The organism is Amycolatopsis sp. DG1A-15b (assembly GCF_030285645.1).
Lineage (GTDB): Bacteria > Actinomycetota > Actinomycetes > Mycobacteriales > Pseudonocardiaceae > Amycolatopsis.
This window is the reverse complement of sequence record NZ_CP127296.1, coordinates 8921967-8941436: the sequence shown is the minus strand read 5'-3', so window position 1 is coordinate 8941436 and position 19470 is coordinate 8921967. Positions and strand designations below refer to the sequence as shown.

Annotated in this window: 18 protein-coding genes and 1 pseudogene; 8 read left to right on the top strand and 11 right to left on the bottom strand. The window is 71.3% G+C overall.

What is annotated here, in order from left to right:
- The first annotated feature begins 187 nt into the window (after window positions 1–187).
- Window positions 188–490 (top strand): WhiB family transcriptional regulator, encoded by a 303-nt coding sequence (locus QRY02_RS41490; RefSeq protein WP_033261506.1) that lies wholly within the window; start codon window positions 188–190, stop codon window positions 488–490.
- Window positions 491–669: 179 nt separating this feature from the next.
- On the opposite strand, the pseudogene groL reads toward QRY02_RS41490, so the two are convergent.
- Both groL and groES read right to left on the bottom strand, forming a co-directional pair.
- Window positions 670–2284, bottom strand: a pseudogene (gene groL, locus QRY02_RS41485) (chaperonin GroEL).
- 96 nt (window positions 2285–2380) lie between these two features.
- Window positions 2381–2674, bottom strand: coding sequence for a co-chaperone GroES (groES, locus tag QRY02_RS41480; RefSeq protein ID WP_004559922.1), 294 nt, complete (start codon window positions 2672–2674; stop codon window positions 2381–2383).
- A gap of 253 nt (window positions 2675–2927) precedes the next feature.
- On the opposite strand from groES, the gene QRY02_RS41475 reads away from it, so the two are divergent.
- On the top strand, window positions 2928–4805 hold the full coding sequence (locus QRY02_RS41475; protein WP_285988157.1) for an N-acetylmuramoyl-L-alanine amidase: 1878 nt from the start codon (window positions 2928–2930) through the stop codon (window positions 4803–4805).
- Window positions 4806–4826: 21 nt separating this feature from the next.
- On the opposite strand, the gene QRY02_RS41470 is transcribed toward QRY02_RS41475, so the two are convergent.
- Together QRY02_RS41470 and xrtP are read right to left on the bottom strand one after the other, a co-directional pair.
- Complete coding sequence (locus QRY02_RS41470) at window positions 4827–6203, bottom strand: XrtP-associated glycosyltransferase (RefSeq protein WP_285988156.1); 1377 nt, start codon at window positions 6201–6203, stop codon at window positions 4827–4829.
- Complete coding sequence (gene xrtP, locus QRY02_RS41465; protein WP_285994072.1) at window positions 6200–6709, bottom strand: exosortase P; 510 nt, start codon at window positions 6707–6709, stop codon at window positions 6200–6202. The genes QRY02_RS41470 and xrtP overlap by 4 nt, the downstream gene beginning before the upstream one ends.
- Window positions 6710–7068: 359 nt before the next feature.
- Here xrtP and QRY02_RS41460 point away from each other — a divergent pair, with 359 nt between their 5' ends.
- The 3 genes from QRY02_RS41460 (at window position 7069) to wecB (ending at window position 9273) form a co-directional block, all read left to right on the top strand.
- On the top strand, window positions 7069–7836 hold the full coding sequence (locus QRY02_RS41460; protein ID WP_285988155.1) for a choice-of-anchor protein CoaP: 768 nt from the start codon (window positions 7069–7071) through the stop codon (window positions 7834–7836).
- An 11-nt stretch (window positions 7837–7847) separates the two neighbouring features.
- Window positions 7848–8027 carry an LAXTG motif-containing small protein gene (locus QRY02_RS41455; protein WP_285988154.1) on the top strand — a complete coding sequence of 60 codons (180 nt, stop codon included), beginning with the start codon at window positions 7848–7850 and terminating at the stop codon, window positions 8025–8027.
- A gap of 100 nt (window positions 8028–8127) precedes the next feature.
- Window positions 8128–9273, top strand: coding sequence for a non-hydrolyzing UDP-N-acetylglucosamine 2-epimerase (gene wecB / locus QRY02_RS41450; RefSeq protein ID WP_285994071.1), 1146 nt, complete (start codon window positions 8128–8130; stop codon window positions 9271–9273).
- Window positions 9274–9498: 225 nt separating this feature from the next.
- Here the strand turns inward: wecB and tsaD are convergent, their stop codons facing one another.
- Genes tsaD through tsaB form a run of 3 tightly spaced genes read right to left on the bottom strand, consistent with a single transcriptional unit; the run spans window position 9499 to window position 11686 of the window.
- Entirely contained in the window at window positions 9499–10545 is a 1047-nt protein-coding gene (gene tsaD, locus QRY02_RS41445; protein ID WP_285988153.1) for a tRNA (adenosine(37)-N6)-threonylcarbamoyltransferase complex transferase subunit TsaD, read from the bottom strand.
- A complete protein-coding gene (rimI, locus tag QRY02_RS41440) occupies window positions 10545–11024 on the bottom strand; it encodes a ribosomal protein S18-alanine N-acetyltransferase (RefSeq protein ID WP_285988152.1) in 480 nt (159 codons plus the stop codon). Before rimI ends, tsaD begins: the two co-directional genes overlap by 1 nt.
- A complete protein-coding gene (gene tsaB, locus QRY02_RS41435; protein WP_285988151.1) occupies window positions 11021–11686 on the bottom strand; it encodes a tRNA (adenosine(37)-N6)-threonylcarbamoyltransferase complex dimerization subunit type 1 TsaB in 666 nt (221 codons plus the stop codon). Before tsaB ends, rimI begins: the two co-directional genes overlap by 4 nt.
- Window positions 11687–11785: 99 nt before the next feature.
- Here tsaB and QRY02_RS41430 point away from each other — a divergent pair, with 99 nt between their 5' ends.
- From QRY02_RS41430 to QRY02_RS41420, 3 genes are all read left to right on the top strand, one after another.
- Entirely contained in the window at window positions 11786–13210 is a 1425-nt protein-coding gene (locus tag QRY02_RS41430; RefSeq protein WP_285988150.1) for an acyl-CoA synthetase, read from the top strand.
- A complete protein-coding gene (locus tag QRY02_RS41425; RefSeq protein ID WP_285988149.1) occupies window positions 13203–14531 on the top strand; it encodes a carboxyl transferase domain-containing protein in 1329 nt (442 codons plus the stop codon). Before QRY02_RS41430 ends, QRY02_RS41425 begins: the two co-directional genes overlap by 8 nt.
- 113 nt (window positions 14532–14644) lie before the next feature.
- On the top strand, window positions 14645–15607 hold the full coding sequence (locus QRY02_RS41420) for a serine hydrolase (protein WP_353069645.1): 963 nt from the start codon (window positions 14645–14647) through the stop codon (window positions 15605–15607).
- Between the two features lie 72 nt (window positions 15608–15679).
- Here QRY02_RS41420 and tsaE read toward each other — a convergent pair whose 3' ends face one another.
- The 4 genes from tsaE to QRY02_RS41400 are packed head-to-tail and all read right to left on the bottom strand — an operon-like array spanning window position 15680 to window position 19468.
- A complete protein-coding gene (gene tsaE, locus QRY02_RS41415; protein ID WP_502874165.1) occupies window positions 15680–16135 on the bottom strand; it encodes a tRNA (adenosine(37)-N6)-threonylcarbamoyltransferase complex ATPase subunit type 1 TsaE in 456 nt (151 codons plus the stop codon).
- Between the two features lie 2 nt (window positions 16136–16137).
- Complete coding sequence (locus QRY02_RS41410) at window positions 16138–17235, bottom strand: alpha/beta fold hydrolase (protein WP_285988146.1); 1098 nt, start codon at window positions 17233–17235, stop codon at window positions 16138–16140.
- A complete protein-coding gene (gene alr, locus QRY02_RS41405) occupies window positions 17232–18347 on the bottom strand; it encodes an alanine racemase (RefSeq protein ID WP_285988145.1) in 1116 nt (371 codons plus the stop codon). The genes QRY02_RS41410 and alr overlap by 4 nt, the downstream gene beginning before the upstream one ends.
- A gap of 29 nt (window positions 18348–18376) precedes the next feature.
- Entirely contained in the window at window positions 18377–19468 is a 1092-nt protein-coding gene (locus QRY02_RS41400) for an ABC transporter ATP-binding protein (protein WP_285988144.1), read from the bottom strand.
- Window positions 19469–19470: the final 2 nt, after the last annotated feature.

Genomic DNA, 19470 nt, shown 5'->3' with positions numbered 1-19470 from the left:
AGCGCAGTCGGCAACCGGAGGCGAAAGCCCTGCTCACACATCCGGGGGATGCCTAACGGCTGAATCGACCCGAATCGCTTGAACAACTATTGGCGCGCTTCTAACGTTACCGCCGTTGCACCGAATGGAGTATCGGCACCACAGCAGAGCAGCTAGCGGCATCGACCGAATGACGGAGGCGGTCAGGATGGCAGACACGCGCAGGCTCCCAGGACCCAACGCCGACATGTGGGACTGGCAGCTCGAAGGGTCGTGCCGGGGGATGGACAGCGCGTCCTTCTTTCACCCGGACGGCGAGCGCGGCCCGGCGCGGGCACGGCGGGAGGCCAGGGCGAAGGCCGTCTGCCTGAGCTGCCCGGTCTTGGAGATGTGCCGCAGCCACGCGCTGGCGGTGCACGAGCCGTACGGCATCTGGGGCGGGCTCTCGGAGTCCGAGCGGGAGCACATCATCAAATCGGACAAACGCGCGCTCAGCATGTCCGGCGGCTGAGCGCGCCACAGACATCGGAGGGCGGCACCGGGTGGGGTGCCGCCCTCCGTGCCGTTCAGGGCCGTTCCGGCGTGCCGGAACGGGGCGCGGTGGGCCGCCGGGAGGCACCCGGCGGCCCGGCCGCAAACGAAAGCGGGGCGGCACTCCCTCTCAGGAGTACCGCCCCGGTCCCGTCGAAATCAGTGCGAGTGGCCGTGGCCCGCCGCGGCGGGCTCCTCCTCGGCCGGCTTCTCGACGACGGAGGACTCCGTCGTCAGCACCAGCCGGGCGATCGAGGCGGCGTTCGCCACCGCCGACCGGGTCACCTTGACCGGGTCCACGATGCCGGCGGCCAGCAGGTCGGTGAGCTCGCCGGTGGCGGCGTTGAAGCCGTGCCCCCAGCCGAGTTCCTGCACCTTGTTGACGATGACCGCACCCTCGTGGCCCGCGTTGGTCGCGATCCAGAACAGCGGGGCCGTCAGCGCGTCCTTGACGATGCGCACGCCGGTGGCTTCGTCACCGGAGAGGCCGAGGCCGCCCTTCGAGCTCCTTGACCGCGTGCACCAGCGCCGAACCGCCACCGGGCAAGATGCCCTCCTCGACGGCCGCCTTGGTCGAAGCCACGGCGTCCTCGATGCGGTGCTTGCGCTCGTTCAGCTCGGTCTCGGTGGCCGCGCCGACCTTGATGACCGCGACACCGCCGCCGAGCTTCGCGAGCCGCTCCTGCAGCTTCTCGCGGTCCCAGTCGGAGTCGGTCGTCTCGATCTCCTTGCGGATCTGCGCGATCCGCCCGGAGATGGCGTCCTTGGTGCCGTCACCGTCGACGATCGTGGTGTCGTCCTTGGTGACGACGATGCGGCGGGCCTTGCCCAGCGCGCCGAGGTCGACGTCGGACAGCTTGCGGCCGATCTCCGCGGAGATCACCTCGCCGCCGGTGACGACCGCGAGGTCGTCCAGGAACGCCTTGCGGCGGTCACCGAAGAACGGCGCCTTGACCGCGACGGCGGTGATCGTCTTGCGCAGCGAGTTCACCACGAGGGTGGACAGCGCTTCGCCGTCGACGTCCTCGGCGATGATGAGCAGCGGCTTCTTGGCCTCGACGACCTTCTCGAGCACCGGCAGCAGCTCGGCCAGCGACGAGACCTTCTCGCGGACGAGCAGGATGTAGGCGTCCTCGAGGATCGCCTTCTGCTCCTCCGGGTTGGTCGCGAAGTGCGCCGAGAGGAAGCCCTTGTCGAACTGGACGCCCTCGGTGATCACCAGCTCGGTCGCCAGGGTCGACGACTCCTCGATGGTGATGACGCCGTCCTCGCCGACCTTCTCGACGGCTTCGCCGAGCAGGGCGCCGATGTTGGCGTCACGCGAGGTGACCGTGCCGACCTGGGCGATGTTCTCGCGGCCCTTGACCGGGGTGGCCTTGGCCTTGAGGATCTCGATGACCTTCTCCGCGGCGGCCTCGATGCCGCGGCCGATCGACGAGGGGTTGGCGCCGGCCGCGACGTTGCGCAGGCCGACCTTCACCAGCGACTGCGCGAGCACGGTCGCGGTCGTGGTGCCGTCACCCGCGACGTCGTTGGTCTTGGTGGCGACGCTCTTGGCGAGCTGGGCGCCGAGGTTCTCGAACGGGTCGTCGAGCTCGATCTCACGGGCGACGGTCACGCCGTCGAGGGTGATGGTCGGCCCGCCGAACTTCTTGTCGAGCACGACGTGGCGACCGCGCGGGCCGAGGGTGACCTTGACCGCGTCGGCGAGCTTGTTCACCCCGCGCTCGAGTGCGCGACGAGCGTCCTCGTCGAATTTGATCTGCTTGGGCATAGCGTTTTCCGCTTACCTTCCGGTGGTCTTGAACGCACGAACGCCCCGTTCCCCGGCTTGTGCGGGGCCCGGGGCGTCATGCGCTGCGAGCGGACGTCAGTTGATGACGGCCAGCACGTCGCGGGCGGACAGGATGAGGTAGTCCTCGCCGTTGTACTTGACCTCGGTGCCGCCGTACTTGGAGTAGATGACGACGTCGCCGACGTTCACGTCCAGCGGGACGCGGTTGCCCTTGTCGTCGATCCGGCCCGGGCCCACGGCCAGAACCTTGCCCTCCTGGGGCTTCTCCTTGGCGGTGTCGGGGATGACGAGGCCGGAAGCGGTCGTCTCCTCGGCCTCACTCGTCTGGACAACGATCTTGTCCTCGAGCGGCTTGATGTTCACGCTCACCGGGTTGACCTCCACGGTCGTCGAAAGCGTTGGCAGGATGTGGTTACGGCTCTACCACCCCCGCCGTCGCGGGTGCCGGGGCTGTCGGGCCGTGCGATTAGCACTCTAGCCACGTGAGTGCCAGCCGTGCAACCAGGGTCCACCCGAAGGGTGGCGCCCCTGCTTCCGGCAGGTCGGAGGCGCCTCTTACTCCCGGCGTGAGTTTCTGGTTAAGTTCTCACCTCTGGCACCTGGACCCTGGGGGTTTATGCCCATGTCCCATCCCATCCCGAGAACAGCGGCCGTCCTCGCCGCCGCAACCCTCCTCACCGGCCTGGCCGCCGCTCCGGCCCACGCCCAAGCCGACCCCACGAGCCAACGCCAACGCGACTTCGCGGCAGCGGCGGCCGAGTTCGACGTCCCGGAGAACGTCCTCCTCGGGGTCTCCTACCTGGAGTCTCGCTGGGACACGAACGCCGGCACGCCCAGCACGTCCGCCGGCTACGGCCCGATGCACCTCACGGACCTGCGCGAGGCCGGAGCGGCGACCAGCCACCACGACGAAGGCACCGAAGACCCCCGCGGCGACGACGCCCGCCCCGCGCTGCACCCGCAGGCCGGCCCGGCCGTCCCGCCGCCCACGCTGCAGACCGTCGACGAGGCCGCGCAGCTGCTCGGAACCGACGCACGAACGCTGCGGACCGACGCCACCCAGAACATCCGCGGCGGCGCCGCCCTCCTCGCGAAGTACCACGCCGGCCAAAGCGACTGGTACCACGCGGTGGCGCGCTACAGCGGCTCGGCCGACCAGGCCGCCGCGCAGACCTTCGCCGACGAAGTCTTCGACACCATCAAGACCGGCACCGCCCGGACGACCGACGACGGCCAGCGGGTCACGCTGAGCCCGGCCCCGGACGTGGTCGTCCCGCAGCACGCCGATCCGGTGCCCGCGGGCGTCGAGTGCCCCAAGCGGGTCACCTGCGAGTCGGTCCCCGCGCCGTACCAGCAGCTGCCGAAGGACGACTACGGCAACCACGACCTCGCGAACCGGCCCGAGAGCCAGAAGATCGACCACATCGTCATCCACGACACCGAGGGCTACTGGGCCAACGTCCTCGACCTGGTCCAGGACCCGACGTACGTCAGCTGGCACTACACCATCCGCTCGGCCGACGGCCTGATCGCGCAGCACGTGCCGACCAAGGACGTCGCCTGGCACGCCGGCAACTGGTACGTCAACGCGAAGTCGATCGGCATCGAACACGAGGGCTTCGCCGCGAAGGGCACCTGGTACACCGAGGCGATGTACCGCTCGAGCGCGAAGCTCGTCGGCTACCTCTCGCGCAAGTACGGCATCCCGCTCGACCGGGCGCACATCATCGGCCACGACAACGTGCCGGGCACGACTCCGTTGACGATCCCGGGCATGCACTGGGACCCGGGCCCCTACTGGGACTGGTCGCACTACTTCGACCTGCTCGGCGCGCCGCTCGGCGGGTTCGGCCTGCCCGGCTCGTCGCTGGTCACCATCGACCCGGACTTCGCGAAGAACCAGCCCGCGTTCACCGGCTGCGACGGCCCCGGCACCACCTGCGTGCCACGCGGGTCGGAAGCCGTGGTGCTCCACTCCGCGCCGAGTGAGTCCTCGCCGCTGCTGGTCGACATCGGCCTGCACCCGAAGGGCACCGCGTCGACCATGGACGTCGCCGACGTCGGCAGCCGGGCCGCGACCGGGCAGCGGTACGCCGTCGCCGAAGTCCGCGGTGACTGGACGGCGATCTGGTACCTCGGCCAGAAGGGCTGGTTCCACAACCCGCGCAACGCCCGGGTCGCGAAGCCCGCGATCGGCTGGGTCGTGACGCCGAAGCCCGGCCTCGCGACGGTGCCGGTGTACGGCCGCGCCTACCCGGAGCCGGAGGCCTACCCGGCGAACGTGACCGTGCAGGCCATCACGCCGCTGCCGTACACGCTCTCCGCCGGCCAGAAGTACTCCTCGGGCGGGACGGTCGGGTCCGAGTACTACTGGGCGACCACGTTCGACCCGGCGGACCACGTGGTGGTGAAGGGCAAGCTCAAGTACGTCCAGATCCAGTTCGGGCACCGGATCGCCTTCGTCAAGGCCGACGACGTCCGGATCGTCCCGGCGTTCTGAGCCGGTGGGTGGGGGTCGCGCTCACGCGTCGAGCGCGACCTTCACCCCGGCCGCCTGCTCGGTGTTGCGCCGCGTCTTCGCCCAGCCGTTGCGCCCGCGGACGAGCCGGAACAGCGCGCGCCAGGACGTCACGTAGAACGTGTAGATGTACGCGGCGTACGCGAAGCCCATCCCCAGCCCGCGCAGCAAGTTCCTGCTGCGCAAGCACTTCAGCTGGTAAATCGGGCCCCAGACGAGGAACGGCAGCAGTCCGAACGAGCCGTAGACGGCGAACAGGATCCAGGCGCCGCCGGTGAACCACGTCCACATCTGCGCCGGGTCGCCCGCGGTGCCGAGCACCAGCAGGACGAACGGGATCGGGTACAGCAGCGAGCCCAGCAGCTGCAGCCACGGCTGGGCCAGGTAGTACATCATCTCCGCCGCGCCGAGCGTGCTGACGTGCGGGGAATCCCAGATCCGGCGCAGGTACCGGGCGCACTGCATGGTGCCCTGGCCCCACCGCGTGCGCTGCACGAGGAACCGCCGCAGGCTGTACAGACCTTCCTGCGACACATGGGCATCCGGGGTGAAGCCGGTGCGCCAGCCCGCGGTGAGCAGGTGGACGCCGAGTTCGAAGTCCTCCAGCAGCGAGCCGCGCCACGGCTCCCCGGCGCCGCCGGCGATCGAGTCCAGCGCGGTGAGGCGGGTGAACTGGCCGTTGCCGCCCATCGAGATCGTGCCCGTGAACCCGCGGGAGGTCTGGATCGCCGCGATCGCCGTGCGGAACTCCAGGTCCTGCAGCTGCGCGAGCTTGAGGCCGAACCAGCGGCCGAGCGGGTTGCGCGACGGCGGCGGCGTCTCCACGTTGCCCATCCGGACGTCGAGCTGGACCGCACCGACGTCCGGATCGCCGAAGAGGTGGTCCGCCGCGCACACCTCCAGGCAGTTCGGCGACGGGCGGCCGTCGGCGTCGACGACCACCACGACGACGTCGTCGCGGGCGGCATCCGGCCCCATCCAGTCGTTCAGGGCGCGGTAGGCCGCGTTGAGCGCGTCGCCCTTGCCGGTCCGGGCCTCGGGACGCACGCGCGGCACCAGGTGCAGGTACGGGTCGTAACCGCCGTGGCGCCGCCACAGCATCCGGACGACGCGGGCGGTGCGGTCCTCCGAGTCGTCGTCGACGACCCAGACGTGCGCCTTGCGGAACGTGGTGCGCAGGTAGCGGATCGTCTCGCGGATGACCGCCTGCTCGTCGCGGCACGGCACGAAGAAGTGCCACGTGAAGCCGGCCGGGTCGCCGGCCGGACCGGGCTTGCGGCGCAGGTACGGCACCACGATCACCACGACGTAGACGAGGAACGCCACGCTCATGGTGAGCGCGAACGCCTGCGTGATGGCCAGCAGGACCTTGACGCTCATGCCTGCTTCTTTCGCGTGGACAGCCAGACGAACAGGACGATCGAGACGGCGCCGCCGAACACGCTCACCATCGAACCGAGCAGCGTGTGGCCCCAGTAGTAGCCCTCGTCGGTACCGAACCAGTGCACCAGCCCGACGATCGTCAGAATGCGCAGCTGGTTCACCAGCACGATGACGAGCGCCGAAATGCCGAGCGAAAAGAAGAGCCGCTGCGCATTCGACGGCCGGAAGTACAGCATGGCCATCGTCACAACGAGCAGCGGGAGCAAAAGGAACGCCGAAGAACATTCCGGCGTCATTCTCAACCCGAACGGAGTAGCACTGGTCAACCCAAAGTAAACAGACTCCCGATCGGGCGCGACATAAACACCCGATGTAGTGAACAGATCGAGGAGCACTCCGGCGAGCCGCACTTCGAGCTCGCGGTAGAACCGCTCGGCCAGCACCACCCCGGCCCCCGCCGCGGCCAGCGCGCTCAGCGCCACGAGCAGCGGAAACCTTGCCATTCCTGAGTTCGGAGCGCTCGCTACCGCCACGACGTTCCTCTCGGTGTCGATTTCCCGATCGAGTTGGGGGCACCGGCGAGCGTAGGACATATGTGCCGCGCATTTCCACCCGGAGGGGTGGAAAAGCCGCCCCAATCGGTTGGACCTCAGCCGAACTTGTTACGCCGTTCGAGTGATACGAAAACGACCAGCGGAAACGGCGCTGAGCCTTACCCGATCCGGTGATTCGGAAAATTTTGTGTGCTATTCGGCCCGGTCTTCGCGATAGTCGATCCGCGTGCCGAGTTCTGGCAAGCCGGGTCGTTCCGCGCCGCCGTCACGCACCCCCGATAAATCCAGCGAATTCGGAGGACCACTTGATGAAGAGCTCCCTCGTGCGCCGTGGCGGGCTGCTCGCCGCGGTCGTGGCGAGCGTCGTGCTCGCCGGCGCGGCCCCCGCTTCGGCAGCCCCCGGCGACGGATCCGCGTACGGCGTCAAGGTCGACGTCAAGCTGCTCGGCCAGAACGCGGTGAAGGCCGGTCCGTTCGCGGCCGCGAACACCGCGGGCCCGACGAGCAGCAGCCTGGCGAAGGTCGACCTCACCGGCGTCCTCACCGCCGGCGCGATCAACACCGCGGCCGAGCGCGACGAGAATTCCGGTGCGGTGACGGCGAAGGCGAGCACCGCCGACGTCGCGCTGCCGCTGCTCAAGGCGGCTCTCGGCGACGTCGGCATCAAGCTCGTCGAGGCCGTGTGCACCGCGACGCAGAAGGGCGTCGAAGGCAGCACGAAACTCGTCGGCGCGAACCTCGGCAGCGTCGGCGCGGTCGACGCCAGCCCGGCCCCGAACACGCAGATCAAGGTCGGCCTCGGCGCGCTCAACGTCGCGACGATCACCCTGAACGAGCAGGTCGCGAACAAGGACGGCAGCCTCACGGTGAACGCCGTCCACGTGCGGCTGCTCGGCGAAGGGCTCAAGGCGCTCGGCTCGGGCGACGTGATCGTGTCGTCGGCGACCTGCGGCCCGGCCGCGCCGCCGATGCCGCTGGCGTCCGGTGCGGGGCTGTGGATCGGGCTCGGCCTGCTCGGCGCCGTCGCGGTGCCGGTCGGCACCCGCATCTTCCGCCGCCGTTCCGCGCAGGCCTGAGCGAGGTCCGGATGTACAAGATGCCGGGCGCGGGCGTCGGCGTGGCCGGGGGCGGGGTCGGCACCCTCGCCGCCACCGGCGCCGACATCGGCTGGTGGCTGGCCCTCGGCGTGCTCCTGGTCCTGCTCGGGACCGGCGCGCTGATCGCCGTCCACCGCCGCAACCGCCGTCTTTCCCAGGCGCGGGACTGAGACGGTGACCCCGGGCCGCCGGCGTGTGCCCCTCGCACGCCGGCGCCCTGGGCTGGTTATTTCCTGGACACTGGTCGATGTGGAAAAGGGGCACCGCGAGGTGGACGTGATGTTGCTGGCCGGGACGCGGCCGGAAGCCGTCAAGCTCGCGCCGTTGGCACTGGCACTGGCGGCCCACCCGGTGCTGCGCCCGGTGGTGGTGCACAGCGGCCAGCACCCGGGCATGGTCGAGCAGGCCCTGGAGCCGTTCGGGTTGGCCGTGGACGTGTGGCTCGACGTGCCGCCCCGGGTGACCGGCAGCCAGGCCGAGCTGGTGGCGGGCCTGCTGCCCGCGCTCGACGACGTGCTGCGCCGCCACACCCCGGCCGCGCTGGTGGTCCAGGGCGACACGACGACGACGCTCGCCGGCGCGCTGGCGGCGTTCTGGCTGGGCATCCCGGTCGTCCACCTGGAAGCCGGGCTGCGCACCCACGACCTGGCGGCGCCGTTCCCGGAGGAGGGCGCGCGGCAGATGGTGTCCCGCATCGCGGCGCTGCACCTGGCCCCGACGCTCGGCGCGGCGGCGGCGTTGCGCTCGGAAGGCGTGGCCCGGCAGCAGATCGCCGTCACGGGCAACACGGTGGTCGACGCGGTCCTGGAGATCGCGGCCCGCGACCTGCCGGCGCGCGACACGGCGCTGGCGTTGCTGGAGATGGAACTCGCGGAAGCCGGCGAGCGGCTGGTGCTGGTCACCTCGCACCGGCGGGAGTCCTGGGGCGAGCCTCTGGAGCGGACGCTGGCGGCGGTGCAGCTGATCGTGGCCGAGCACCCGGACGTCCAGGTGCTGTTCCCGGCGCACCCCAACCCCCAGGTCCGCGCCCAGGTGGAGGCGGCACTGGCCGGCCTGCCCCGGGTGACGGTGACGGACCCGCTGGAGTACCCCGACCTGGTCCGCGCGTTGCGGCTGGCCGCCCTGGTACTGACGGATTCGGGCGGCATCCAGGAGGAGGCCCCGACGTTCGGCACCCCGGTGGTGGTCCTGCGCGACAGCACCGAGCGAGTGGAGGTCGTGGCGGCGGGGTGCGCGTGGCTCGCGGGCACGGACACCGAGCGCATAGCCGACACGGCGGCAAGGCTGCTGAGCGGGGAACTGCGCCCGGCCCAGGTGGGAAACCCTTACGGCGAAGGAAATGCGGCGGCGCTGGCGGTCGCGGCGATCGAGGAGCTGCTGGGCGTACGGGCAGCAGCCCCGGCGGCAGCTTCGTAGCCCGAGACCGAGCATCCGCCGAACATCGCGGGGACCGCAACCCGAGACGACACCCACACCCCCCGCAACCCCGATCCGAAGCCAGAACACGGCCGGCGGCGCCGGGTCAAGGCACGCTTTCCCGCCTTGACGCGGTGCCGCCGGCCGTAGTCACAATCGGGCTTCGGGGTGGCGGGGAAACGCCGGCTCAGTCGCCCGCGGCTGCTGAAGGGAACCGCCCGATAGCTACAACGACACCACGTTCACCGGCAACGCCGGGTTCGCGCTGAAGTCCAACGGCGCCGTCGGCCGCTTCGCAGCCACAACATGCGCACCCAAGGCCGCGATCATCGCACCGTTGTCCGTGCACAGCCTCGGCCGAGGAACCCGCAGCTCAATACCCGCGACCGCGCAACGCTCCGCAGCCAGCTCCTTCAACCGGGAATTCGCCGCGACCCCACCGGAAATCACCATCGTGTCGAGTCCCTGCTCCTTCGCCGCGCGGATCGCCTTCGCGGTCAGCACGTCCGCGACGGCCTCCTGGAACGACGCCGCGACGTCGTCCACCGGAACCTCCTCGCCACGCCGCAAAGCGCCTTCGACCCAGCGCGCGACCGATGTCTTCAACCCCGAGAAGGAAAAATCGAACGCAGCATCCCGCGGGCCCGTCATGCCACGGGGGAACGCGATCGCCGCCGGGTTGCCGTTCTTGGCCGCGTTGTCGATCGGCGGGCCACCCGGGTACGGCAGGCCGAGCACGCGAGCGACCTTGTCGTACGCCTCACCGGCCGCATCATCCACAGTGGACCCGAGCTCGGTGATCGACGACGCGATGTCGTCGACGCGCAGCAGCTGCGTGTGCCCGCCGGAAACCAGCAGCGCCAGGCACGGCGTGGGCAACGGCCCGTGCTGCAGCGTGTCGACCGCGATGTGCCCGGCCAGGTGGTTGACGCCGTACAGCGGGACGTCCAGCGCCGTCGCGTACGCCTTCGCCGCCGAGACGCCGACGAGCAGCGCGCCCGCCAGGCCCGGGCCGGCCGTCACCGCGATGGCGTCCACATCGGACAGTGCCAGGCCCGCCGTGGCGAACGCGCGTTCGGTCGTCGGCACCATCGCTTCGAGGTGCGCGCGGCTGGCGACCTCGGGCACCACGCCGCCGAAGCGGGCGTGCTGCTCGACGCTGGAAGCCACCTCGTCCGCGAGCAGCTCGACCGTGCCGTCGTCGTGCAGGCGGACCAGCCCGACGCCGGTCTCGTCGCACGAACTCTCGATGCCCATGATGATGCGTGCCATCAGCCCGCCACCCCGTCTCGCGTCCGCGCCGGGCGGACCATCGTGTACGCGTCGGCGCCGGAAGGCTGGTAGTAGCGCTTCCGGATGCCGAGCCGTTCGAAGCCGTGGCGCTCGTACAAAGCGAGCGCGGTGGTGTTGTCCGTGCGGACCTCGAGGAAGACCGGCGCCTCGAACTCGTCGGCCCGCGCCAGCAGCGCCTGCAGCAGCGCCTTGCCGATGCCCTGGCCCTGGTGCTCGGGGGCGACGCCGATGGTGTGCACGGTCGCCTCGTACTCGCCGCGGCGGCGACCGACGACGGCCAGCCCGGCGTAGCCGAGCAGCTCGCCGCCCTCGTCCGGGCGGGCGGCGAGGTAGAAGTTGCCCACGTCCAGTTCGGAGTGGAAGGCGCGGGCGCTCCACGGGTCGTCGCCGGGGAACAGGATCTTCTCGATCTCCACGCACCGGGCGATGTCCATGCGGCGCAGGGGTTCGAGTCTCACGGAGCGGTCACCCGTTTCGGCGCCGCGGGCTCGGCGGCGTCGGGACGGCGCAGGTACAACGGGGTCAGCGGCGCGGGCGGTTCCTTCGCCAGCAACGCGTCCTTCGCGACCTTCACCAGCCCGGCGGGCGACGGGAAGCGCGGCTCGACCGGCCGGACGTCGAGCACGTCGGCGTACAGGAGGGCGCCGTCCCCGGCCGCCACCTCGACGTCGGTCTCGAGGTCGGCGGGACGCTGGACGTGCGGGCCGTCGGTGCGCCGGCCGGCGGCGTCGTAGGCGGCCCAGTAGACCTCGCGACGGCGGGCGTCGGTGAGCACGAGGAAAGCGTTGTCCCCCGGGGCGACGTCGGCGGCCAGTGCGTCGAGGCTGCAGACCGGGTACACCGGGATGCCGAGGGCGTGGCCGAGCGCGGCGGCGGTGGCCAGGCCGGCGCGCAGGCCGGTGAACGGCCCGGGGCCGACGCCGGCGACGATCGCGTCGAGGTCCTTGAGCGTCACCCCGGCGGCCTCGGCGGCGGCCAGCGCGTGCGGCGTGATCAGCTCTCCGTGGGCGCGGGGGTCGACCGTGACGCGGTCACCGCGCGTCTCGACCAGGCCGCCGTCCAGCGCGACGACGCCCGCGGTCACCGCCGGGGTCGAAGTATCGATCGCCAGTACCAACACGGTGTCCCAGCCTACGACCAGCGCCTTCGGCTGGTTGCTGCAGGGGATCGATCCGCGCGGTAACGTGCTGATCGAGTCCGACACTGGGAGGTCCCCGCGGTGCCCGACCCCTTGTTCCCCACGCTCGTCGCCGGCGCCGCGAAGGAAGCCTTGCGCTTCGGCGACCACGCCCTGTCCTACGACGACCTCGCCGCCGTCGCCAGTGGTCTCGCCCGTGACCTGCCACCCGGCCGGGTGGCCGTGTGGGCGACGCCGACCGTGCACACGAGCGTCGCGGTCGTCGCCGCGCTGCTCGCCGGGGTGCCGGCGGTGCCGCTCAACCCGAAGATCGGCGAGCGCGAGCTCGCCCACATCCTCGCCGACAGCGAACCGGCGCTCGTCCTGGCCGAACCCGGCGCCGAACTGCCCGCCGGCCTCGCCGCCCTGCCGCGCCGCGACATCCCCATCACCGGCGAGGGCACCTCGATCCCGGAGGAACCGGACGCCGAGTCCCCCGCTCTGATCGTCTACACCTCGGGCACCACCGGCCCGCCGAAGGGCGTCGTGCTCCCCCGCCGCGCGCTCGCGACCACACTGGACGCCCTGGAAGACGCCTGGGGCTGGACTGACGCGGACACACTGGTGCACGCGCTTCCCCTGTTCCACGTGCACGGGCTGATCCTCGGCATCCTCGGCCCGCTGCGCCGCGGCGGCTCGGTGCGCCACCTCGGCCGGTTCTCGACCGAGGGCGTCGCGCGGGAGCTGGCGGCCGGCGCGACGATGCTGTTCGGCGTCCCGACGATGTACCACCGGATCGCGGGTGAGGTCGGCTCCGACGCCACGCTCGCCGACGCGCTCAAGCGGGCCCGGCTGCTGGTCTCCGGGTCCGCGGCGCTGCCGGTGCACGACCACCAGCGGATCACCGCGGCGACCGGCCAGCAGGTCGTCGAGCGCTACGGCATGACCGAGACGCTGATGAACACCAGCGTCCGCGCGGACGGCGAGCGCAAGCCCGGCACGGTCGGCGTCCCGCTGCGGGGCGTCGAACTGCGGCTGGTCGGCGACGCCGGCGAAGTGCTCGACGACGTCGAGAGCGTCGGCGAGATCCAGGTCCGCGGCCCGAACCTGTTCACCGAGTACCTCAACCGCCCGGACGCGACCGCGGCCGCGTTCGACGGCGGCTGGTTCCGCACCGGCGACATGGCGACGCGCGGCGCCGACGGGTACGTCAAGATCGTCGGGCGCAAGGCGACCGACCTGATCAAGAGCGGCGGTTACAAGATCGGCGCGGGCGAGATCGAGAACGCGCTGCTCGAACACCCCGGCGTCGCCGAAGCGGCCGTGACCGGCGAGCCGGACGACGACCTCGGCGAACGGATCGTCGCGTGGATCGTGCCCTCCGGCGAGCCACCGGCCGCCGACGAGCTCGCCGACCACGTCGCGAAACTGCTCGCACCGCACAAGCGCCCGCGGGTCGTCCGGTACCTGGACGCGTTGCCGCGCAACGACATGGGCAAGGTCATGAAGCGGGCGCTCGGTGCCTAGGCTGCCGGCGCGCGAGATCGTCGGCGCCATCGGAAGCGGTTTCACGGAGTTCCCGACCCCGCTGCGCGAGGAACCCGCCGACGGCCCGATCGGCTGGCCGGGCTACCGGGAAGCGCGTTCCGCCGCGGAAGAGCGCACGGGTGAGAAGGAATCGGTCCTCTGCGGGACGGCGAAGATCGGCGACGTCGAAGCCGTGCTGATCGCCTTCGAGTTCGGGTTCCTCGGCGGGTCGCTCGGGCAGCGCACCGGCGACCGGATCGAAGCGGCGTTCGCGCACGCCCGCGACGTGCGGCTGCCGGTGGTGTCGCTGATCGCGACCGGCGGCAGCCGCATGCAGCAGGGCATGCGCGCGTTGATGCAGCTGCAGCGGGTGGCGCGGGCGTCGGCGCTGACGCGTTCGGTGGGCATCCCGCAGCTCTCGGTGCTGCGCGACCCGACGACCGGCGGCGGCTGGGCGACGCTCGGCGCGGGCGCCGACGTCGTCCTCGCGCTGCCGGAAGCGCAGGTCGGGTTCGCGGGCTCGCGGGTGCGCCCGGCCGGCTCGCCGGAGGCGTACACCGCGGAGGCGCACTTCGGCTGGGGTCAGGTCGACGCCGTCGTGGCCCCGGGCGAACTCGGTACGACGCTGGAACGGTGGCTGCGGCTGCTGACCGCGCATTCGTCGGCCGCGGCTCCGCCGCCGTCCGCGCTGCGAACCGTTTCGGTGCCTTCGACGGGCTGGGAAGCGGTTCAGGCGGCGCGGTCACCATCGCGGGCCCGGGCGGCGGAGTACCTCGACGCGTACTTCGACTGGCGGCAGGACATCAGCGGCGACCGCGTCGGCGGCGCGGATCCCGGTGTCGCGTGCGGCTTCGGCTGGCGCGACGGGCGGACGGTCGCGTACGCGGCCCAGTGCGGCACGCCGACGTTGCCGTCGGGGTTCCGGACGGCGGCCCGGCTGGTGCGGCTGGCGTCGCGCCTGGGCATCCCGGTGCTGACGCTGGTCGACACCCCCGGCGCGGCGAACGACGCGGCGGCGGAGCAGGCCGGCGCGGGCGGCGCGATCGCGGAGATGTTCGAGGCGGTGGCGACGGCCTCGGTCCCGGTGACGACGCTGGTGATCGGCGAAGGCGGCTCGGGCGGCGCACTGGCGTTCGCCGCGGCGGGTTCGACGTGGGTGGCCCCGGACGCGTACTTCTCGGTGACCTCACCGGAAGCCGCGGCGGCGATCCTCAAGCGCCCGGCTTCGGAGGTGCCGGACATCGCCAACCAGCTGCACCTGCGGCCGCAGGACCTGGTGGACCTGGGGGTGGCGCGGGCGGTGGTGGGTCCGGCTCGCTGATCGACGTCGCGGCCGCCGGCGGCACGGTATTCCTCGATGAGGTGTTTCGGTTCGACCATCCGTGGTTGGATCTTGCGATGGGGTATCGACTCAACAGGCGAGCGGCGTTCGGTTTGGGGACCGCTGTCGCCGCTGGCAGCCTTCTGGCCGGCTCTCCCGCGTCCGCGCAGGAAGCAGACATCGAGGCCAGCCCGGCCACACCGGACCGGGCCAGGCAGAAAGTGAAGCGCGTCTACGAAAACGCGGCCGCTGAGGCAGGCGGCATCTGGAACTCCTACATCAGTGTGGCCGACCAAGTGGCCGTCGACGTGGCGTCCGACGAGGTCGTCGAGGCGTACAGCGTCAACAAGGTGGCCGTCGCGGTCACCCTGATGGACAAGATCGACCGTGGCCTGCTCACGCTGGACCAGCAGGTCCAGGTGCCGGCGAGCATCGTCGTGCCGGGTGGCGACGGCATCATCATCCTGGACAAGGCGTACCCGAGCGCGTTCACACTGGGTCACGTCCTGTCGCTGTTCCTCACCGTCTCGGATGACACGTGCGTCCGGCTGGTGGGGCTCGTGGTCCCGGCGGCCGAGATCAACCAGATCCTGGTGGCCAAGGGCTTCCCCAAGACCCAGGTGACGCCGGTGGCCAACCCGAACCGCTACTTCCTCGGCCAGACCACTCCGCGCGAGACCCACGACCTGCTGAAGGCGCTGATCGCCGGCACGTTGCTGAGCCCGGCGTCGACGGATCACCTGCTGTCCCTCCTGCGGTCGCAGGTGGCGTTCACCGACGGCATCCGGCGTGAGATGTCGTCCGCCGACCGCGCGAGGATCGCCACGAAGGCGGGCTGGCTGAACGACGGCCGCAACGAGGCGGGAATCATGTTCGACGCCGCGGGCAAGCCGGTGCTGATCTACTCGATGTTCGCGCACGGCCAGGCGAACCCGGAGGACTTCGGGGCCACGCACCCGGTCCGGCAGGCCACGGCGAAGATGGGGCCGAAGTTCCTGCGCGCGGTCGACAAGATCGCGGGCGCCGGGGCCAGGACATTCCGGGCACCGGCCTACCAGCAGTACAACGGCGGCTGAGAGCAGCTACCGAGGGCAGCGACCACCGTGGACACACGGCGGTCGCTGCCCTCCGGCAGTTCTGCCGCGGACTTACGCCCGCACCAGCTCCGGAGTGCGGTCGGCCCAGGTGCCGTGCGGCTCCAGGGTCACCTCGCGGACGTCGTCCTCGCGGCGGTCCATCCGGACCACCAGGTAGTCGTCCGACAGTCGCTCCGCCGAACCCTCGCCCCACTCGACGACGATCGCCGAACGCTCGAGGTCGGTGTCCAGGTCCAGGTCGTCCAGCTGCGAAAGGTCGCCGCCCAGGCGGTACGCGTCCACGTGCACCAACGGCACGCCAAGAGAGCCCGCCGGGTGGACGCGGGCCAGGACGAACGTCGGGGAGCTCACGCGGCCGCCGACGCCGAGGCCGTCCGCGATGCCGCGGGTCAGCGTCGTCTTGCCCGCGCCGAGCGGCCCGGCCAGCAGGACCAGGTCGCCCGCCCGCAGGACGCGGCCGAGGGCCCGCCCGAAGTCCATGGTCTCTTCGGGCGTGGGAAACACCATGCTCAACGCTGCCACCACCAGGTTCGCCGGGACGAGGATTCGCCGTCCACACCGGAACAGCGTTGCAGGAGGTCGATCAGATGGCTGTTCACCAGCTCGGGCTGCTCGAGCTGGACCATGTGGCCGGCGCCGCGGACGCGCACCAGCTCCGCGTCGGGCAGCTCGGCCGCGATCCGCTCGGCGTGCGCGAACGGCGTGAACCGGTCCGAATCGCCGCCGATGACCAGCACTTCCGCGTGCTTGAGGCCGGCCAGCGCGGCGTAGCGGTTGTGGCTGCCGAGGGTGTCGATGAAGTTGACGAGCCCGCGCACCGGCGTCACTTCCAGCATTTCGAGCATGAAGTCGACGAGCCGCGGGGCGACGTCGCGGCTGCCGAACGCCAGCCGGCGCACGGCTTGGCGCGTCAGCTGGCCACCCGCCGCGCGGACGAACTCCACCAGCCCAGGCTGCCAGCCGGCGAGCCCGCCGGCCGCGCGCGTCAGCGGGTTGTACTTCGAGAGCAGCGAACGCGGCAATCCGCGTGCGCCGACTTCGCCCGCCGCCGTCGCGATGAAGGCGACACCTTCCACCCGCTCTTCGAACAGCGCGGGGAACTCGGCGGCCAGCTCCATGATCACCATGCCGCCCATCGAGTGCCCCATCAGCACGATGGGCCCCTCCGGCACCACGGACCGCAGCACGCAGTCCAGGTCCCGGGCCAGCTGCTCGATGGTCGACGTCTCGGTCGAAGCCGCGCCGGACAGCCCGTGGCTGCGGTGGTCGTAGTACACCTGACGCACGCGAGGCAGCCGGAGCGACGCGAGGTCACGACGCTGGAAATGCCAGCAGCGCCGCGAAAGCGCGAAGCCGTGTACTCCCACGACAGTCAGTTCCGGTTCGCCGCCGTCTTCCGGATCGATTTCCTCGACCGAAAGCGGCGTGCCGTCCTCGGCCGCGACCGTCGAAGTGCGGTCGGGCTTCAGCTCCCCCAGCGGCTCGTCCACGTACGGATCCTCACTGTGCCGCCGCTGCTGCGCGGCGACCGCGATGGCGGCGGCGGTCCCGGTGGCCAGGGCCCCGACCCCGCCGGCGATGGCCAGCAATCGTCGTGAAGGTGTCACGAGCTCGCCCCCAGATACCGGCGCCGGACCCGTGGGCGGTACATCGAGGTCACGATCTCGTAGTCGATGGTGCCCAGCTTGTCGGCCCACTCCCGGGCGGTCGGCTCCCCGTGCGCGCCGTCGCCGAAGAGGACGACCTCGTCGCCGACTGCGGGCTCGTAGTCACCGCAGTCGACCACCAGCTGGTCCATGCAGACCCGCCCGGCGACCGGCCGGCGCTGCCCGCCGAGGAGTACGTCCATGCGGCCCGAAAGGGAACGCGGGACGCCGTCGGCGTAGCCGGCCGGGACGAGCGCCAGGTTCGTGTCCCGTGAAGCGGTCCAGGTGTGCCCGTAGGACACCGATTCCCCGGCCTCGATGCGCTTGACCAGCGCGACGGCCGACCGGAACGTCATGGCCGGGCGCAGGTCTTCCGGCTGCGGCACCGGGTTCAGCCCGTACATCGCGATGCCGGGCCGGACGACGTCGAAGTGCAGGTCCGGCCGGGTGAGCAGGGCCGCGGAGTTCGCCAGGTGCCGCATCGGGTCGAGCCCGGCGGCCCGGGCGGCGTCGTAGGCCACGGCGAAGCGTTTGGCCTGCAGGTCGATCGAGGGGTGTTCCGGCTCGTCGGCGCACGCGAGGTGGGACCAGATCGCGACGACCTCGACCCGCGGTTCGACGGCCGCCGCTTCGACCAGCTCGGCCCACGCGGCGGGCGGGCAGCCGTTGCGCGACAGGCCGGTGTCGATTTTGAGGTGCACACGAGCGGGAGTACCCGGTTTCGCCGCGGCCGCGATGCGGCGAAGCTCACCCAGCGAGCTGGCCGCGAGGTCGACGTCGGCCTCGATACCGGCGCCGAAGTCGACGTCCGGGGTGTCCAGCCAGCTGAACAGCCGGGCCTTGATCCCGGCCGCGCGAAGACCCAGTGCCTCGGCGAGCGAGCAGGTGCCCAGCCAGGTGGCCCCGGCCTCGACCGCGGCGCGCGCCACCGGCAGCGCGCCGTGGCCGTAGGCGTCGGCTTTGACCACGGCCATCACCTGGGAGCCGGGCGCGCGGGCGCCCAGCAGGGTGAGGTTGTGGCGGATCGCGCCGAGGTCGATGTCGACCTGCGCGCGGGGGAAACTGGAGGACATGGCGCCCTCCAGTTTCCCATGACCCGAGGTCAGGGCAGGCGCGCCCCGGACGTGGCGGAGAACACGTGCAGCTCGTCGGGGCGGATCCGCAGGTGGAGCGTGTCGCCCATGGCCGGCGGCGTGCGCGGGTCGACCCGGACGACGACGTTGGGCCGGGTGTCGTCGGCGTCGGTCTGGGCGAGCTTGCCGTAGACGAAGGCGTCCGAGCCGAGCTCCTCGACCAGGTCCACCTTGATCGGCAGGGCGCCGTCCTCGTTCGTCACGACCTCGAGGGCCTCGGGCCGGAAGCCCAGGGTCACGGTGTCGCCGTCGGCCGCGGCGATCGTCTCGCGGGTCAGCGGCACGCGCGCGCCACCCACCTCGGCCCCGTCCTGGGTCAGCTTCGCGGTGGCGAGGTTCATCGCCGGCGAGCCGATGAAGCCCGCCACGAAAGCGTTTGCGGGCCGGTCGTACAGGGCGCGCGGGGTGTCGCACTGCTGCAGCAGGCCGTCCGACAGCACCGCGACGCGGTCACCCATCGTCATGGCCTCGACCTGGTCGTGTGTGACGTACACCGTCGTGACGCCGAGGCGGCGCTGGAGCGCGGCGATCTGCGTACGCGTCGACACACGCAGCTTGGCGTCGAGGTTCGACAGCGGCTCGTCCATGAGGAAGACCTGCGGCTCGCGGACGATCGCGCGGCCCATCGCGACGCGCTGGCGCTGACCACCGGAGAGCGCCTTCGGCTTGCGGTCGAGGTAGTCCACGATGTCGAGCAGCTTCGCGGCCTCGAGGACCTTCTGCTTGATCTCGGACGCCGGGCGCCCGGCGATCTTCAGCGCGAAGCCCATGTTCTGCGCGACCGTCATGTGCGGGTACAGCGCGTAGTTCTGGAACACCATCGCGATGTCCCGCGAGCGCGGCGGCAGCTGGGTGACGTCGCGCTCGCCGATCCAGACGGCGCCGTCGTCGATGTCCTCGAGGCCGGCGAGCATGCGCAGGCTGGTCGACTTGCCGCAGCCGGACGGGCCGACCAGCACGAGGAACTCGCCGTCGGCGATCTCCAGGTCCAGCGCGTCGACCGCGGGACGCTCCGAACCCGGGTAGCGCCGGGTCGCCTTGTCGTAGGTGATGGAAGCCATCG

What these genes read in the sequence shown, in the direction of transcription:
- tsaD (WP_285988153.1), bottom strand. Translation starts at nt 10,545, where the DNA reads ATGGCACGCATCATCATGGGCATCGAGAGTTCGTGCGACGAGACCGGC.
- tsaE (WP_502874165.1), bottom strand. Translation starts at nt 16,135, where the DNA reads ATGGTGTTTCCCACGCCCGAAGAGACCATGGACTTCGGGCGGGCCCTC.
- QRY02_RS41490 (WP_033261506.1), top strand. Translation starts at nt 188, where the DNA reads ATGGCAGACACGCGCAGGCTCCCAGGACCCAACGCCGACATGTGGGAC.
- alr (WP_285988145.1), bottom strand. Translation starts at nt 18,347, where the DNA reads ATGTCCTCCAGTTTCCCCCGCGCGCAGGTCGACATCGACCTCGGCGCG.
- QRY02_RS41460 (WP_285988155.1), top strand. Translation starts at nt 7,069, where the DNA reads ATGAAGAGCTCCCTCGTGCGCCGTGGCGGGCTGCTCGCCGCGGTCGTG.
- xrtP (WP_285994072.1), bottom strand. Translation starts at nt 6,709, where the DNA reads ATGGCAAGGTTTCCGCTGCTCGTGGCGCTGAGCGCGCTGGCCGCGGCG.
- QRY02_RS41475 (WP_285988157.1), top strand. Translation starts at nt 2,928, where the DNA reads ATGTCCCATCCCATCCCGAGAACAGCGGCCGTCCTCGCCGCCGCAACC.
- QRY02_RS41400 (WP_285988144.1), bottom strand. Translation starts at nt 19,468, where the DNA reads ATGGCTTCCATCACCTACGACAAGGCGACCCGGCGCTACCCGGGTTCG.
- QRY02_RS41470 (WP_285988156.1), bottom strand. Translation starts at nt 6,203, where the DNA reads ATGAGCGTCAAGGTCCTGCTGGCCATCACGCAGGCGTTCGCGCTCACC.
- QRY02_RS41455 (WP_285988154.1), top strand. Translation starts at nt 7,848, where the DNA reads ATGTACAAGATGCCGGGCGCGGGCGTCGGCGTGGCCGGGGGCGGGGTC.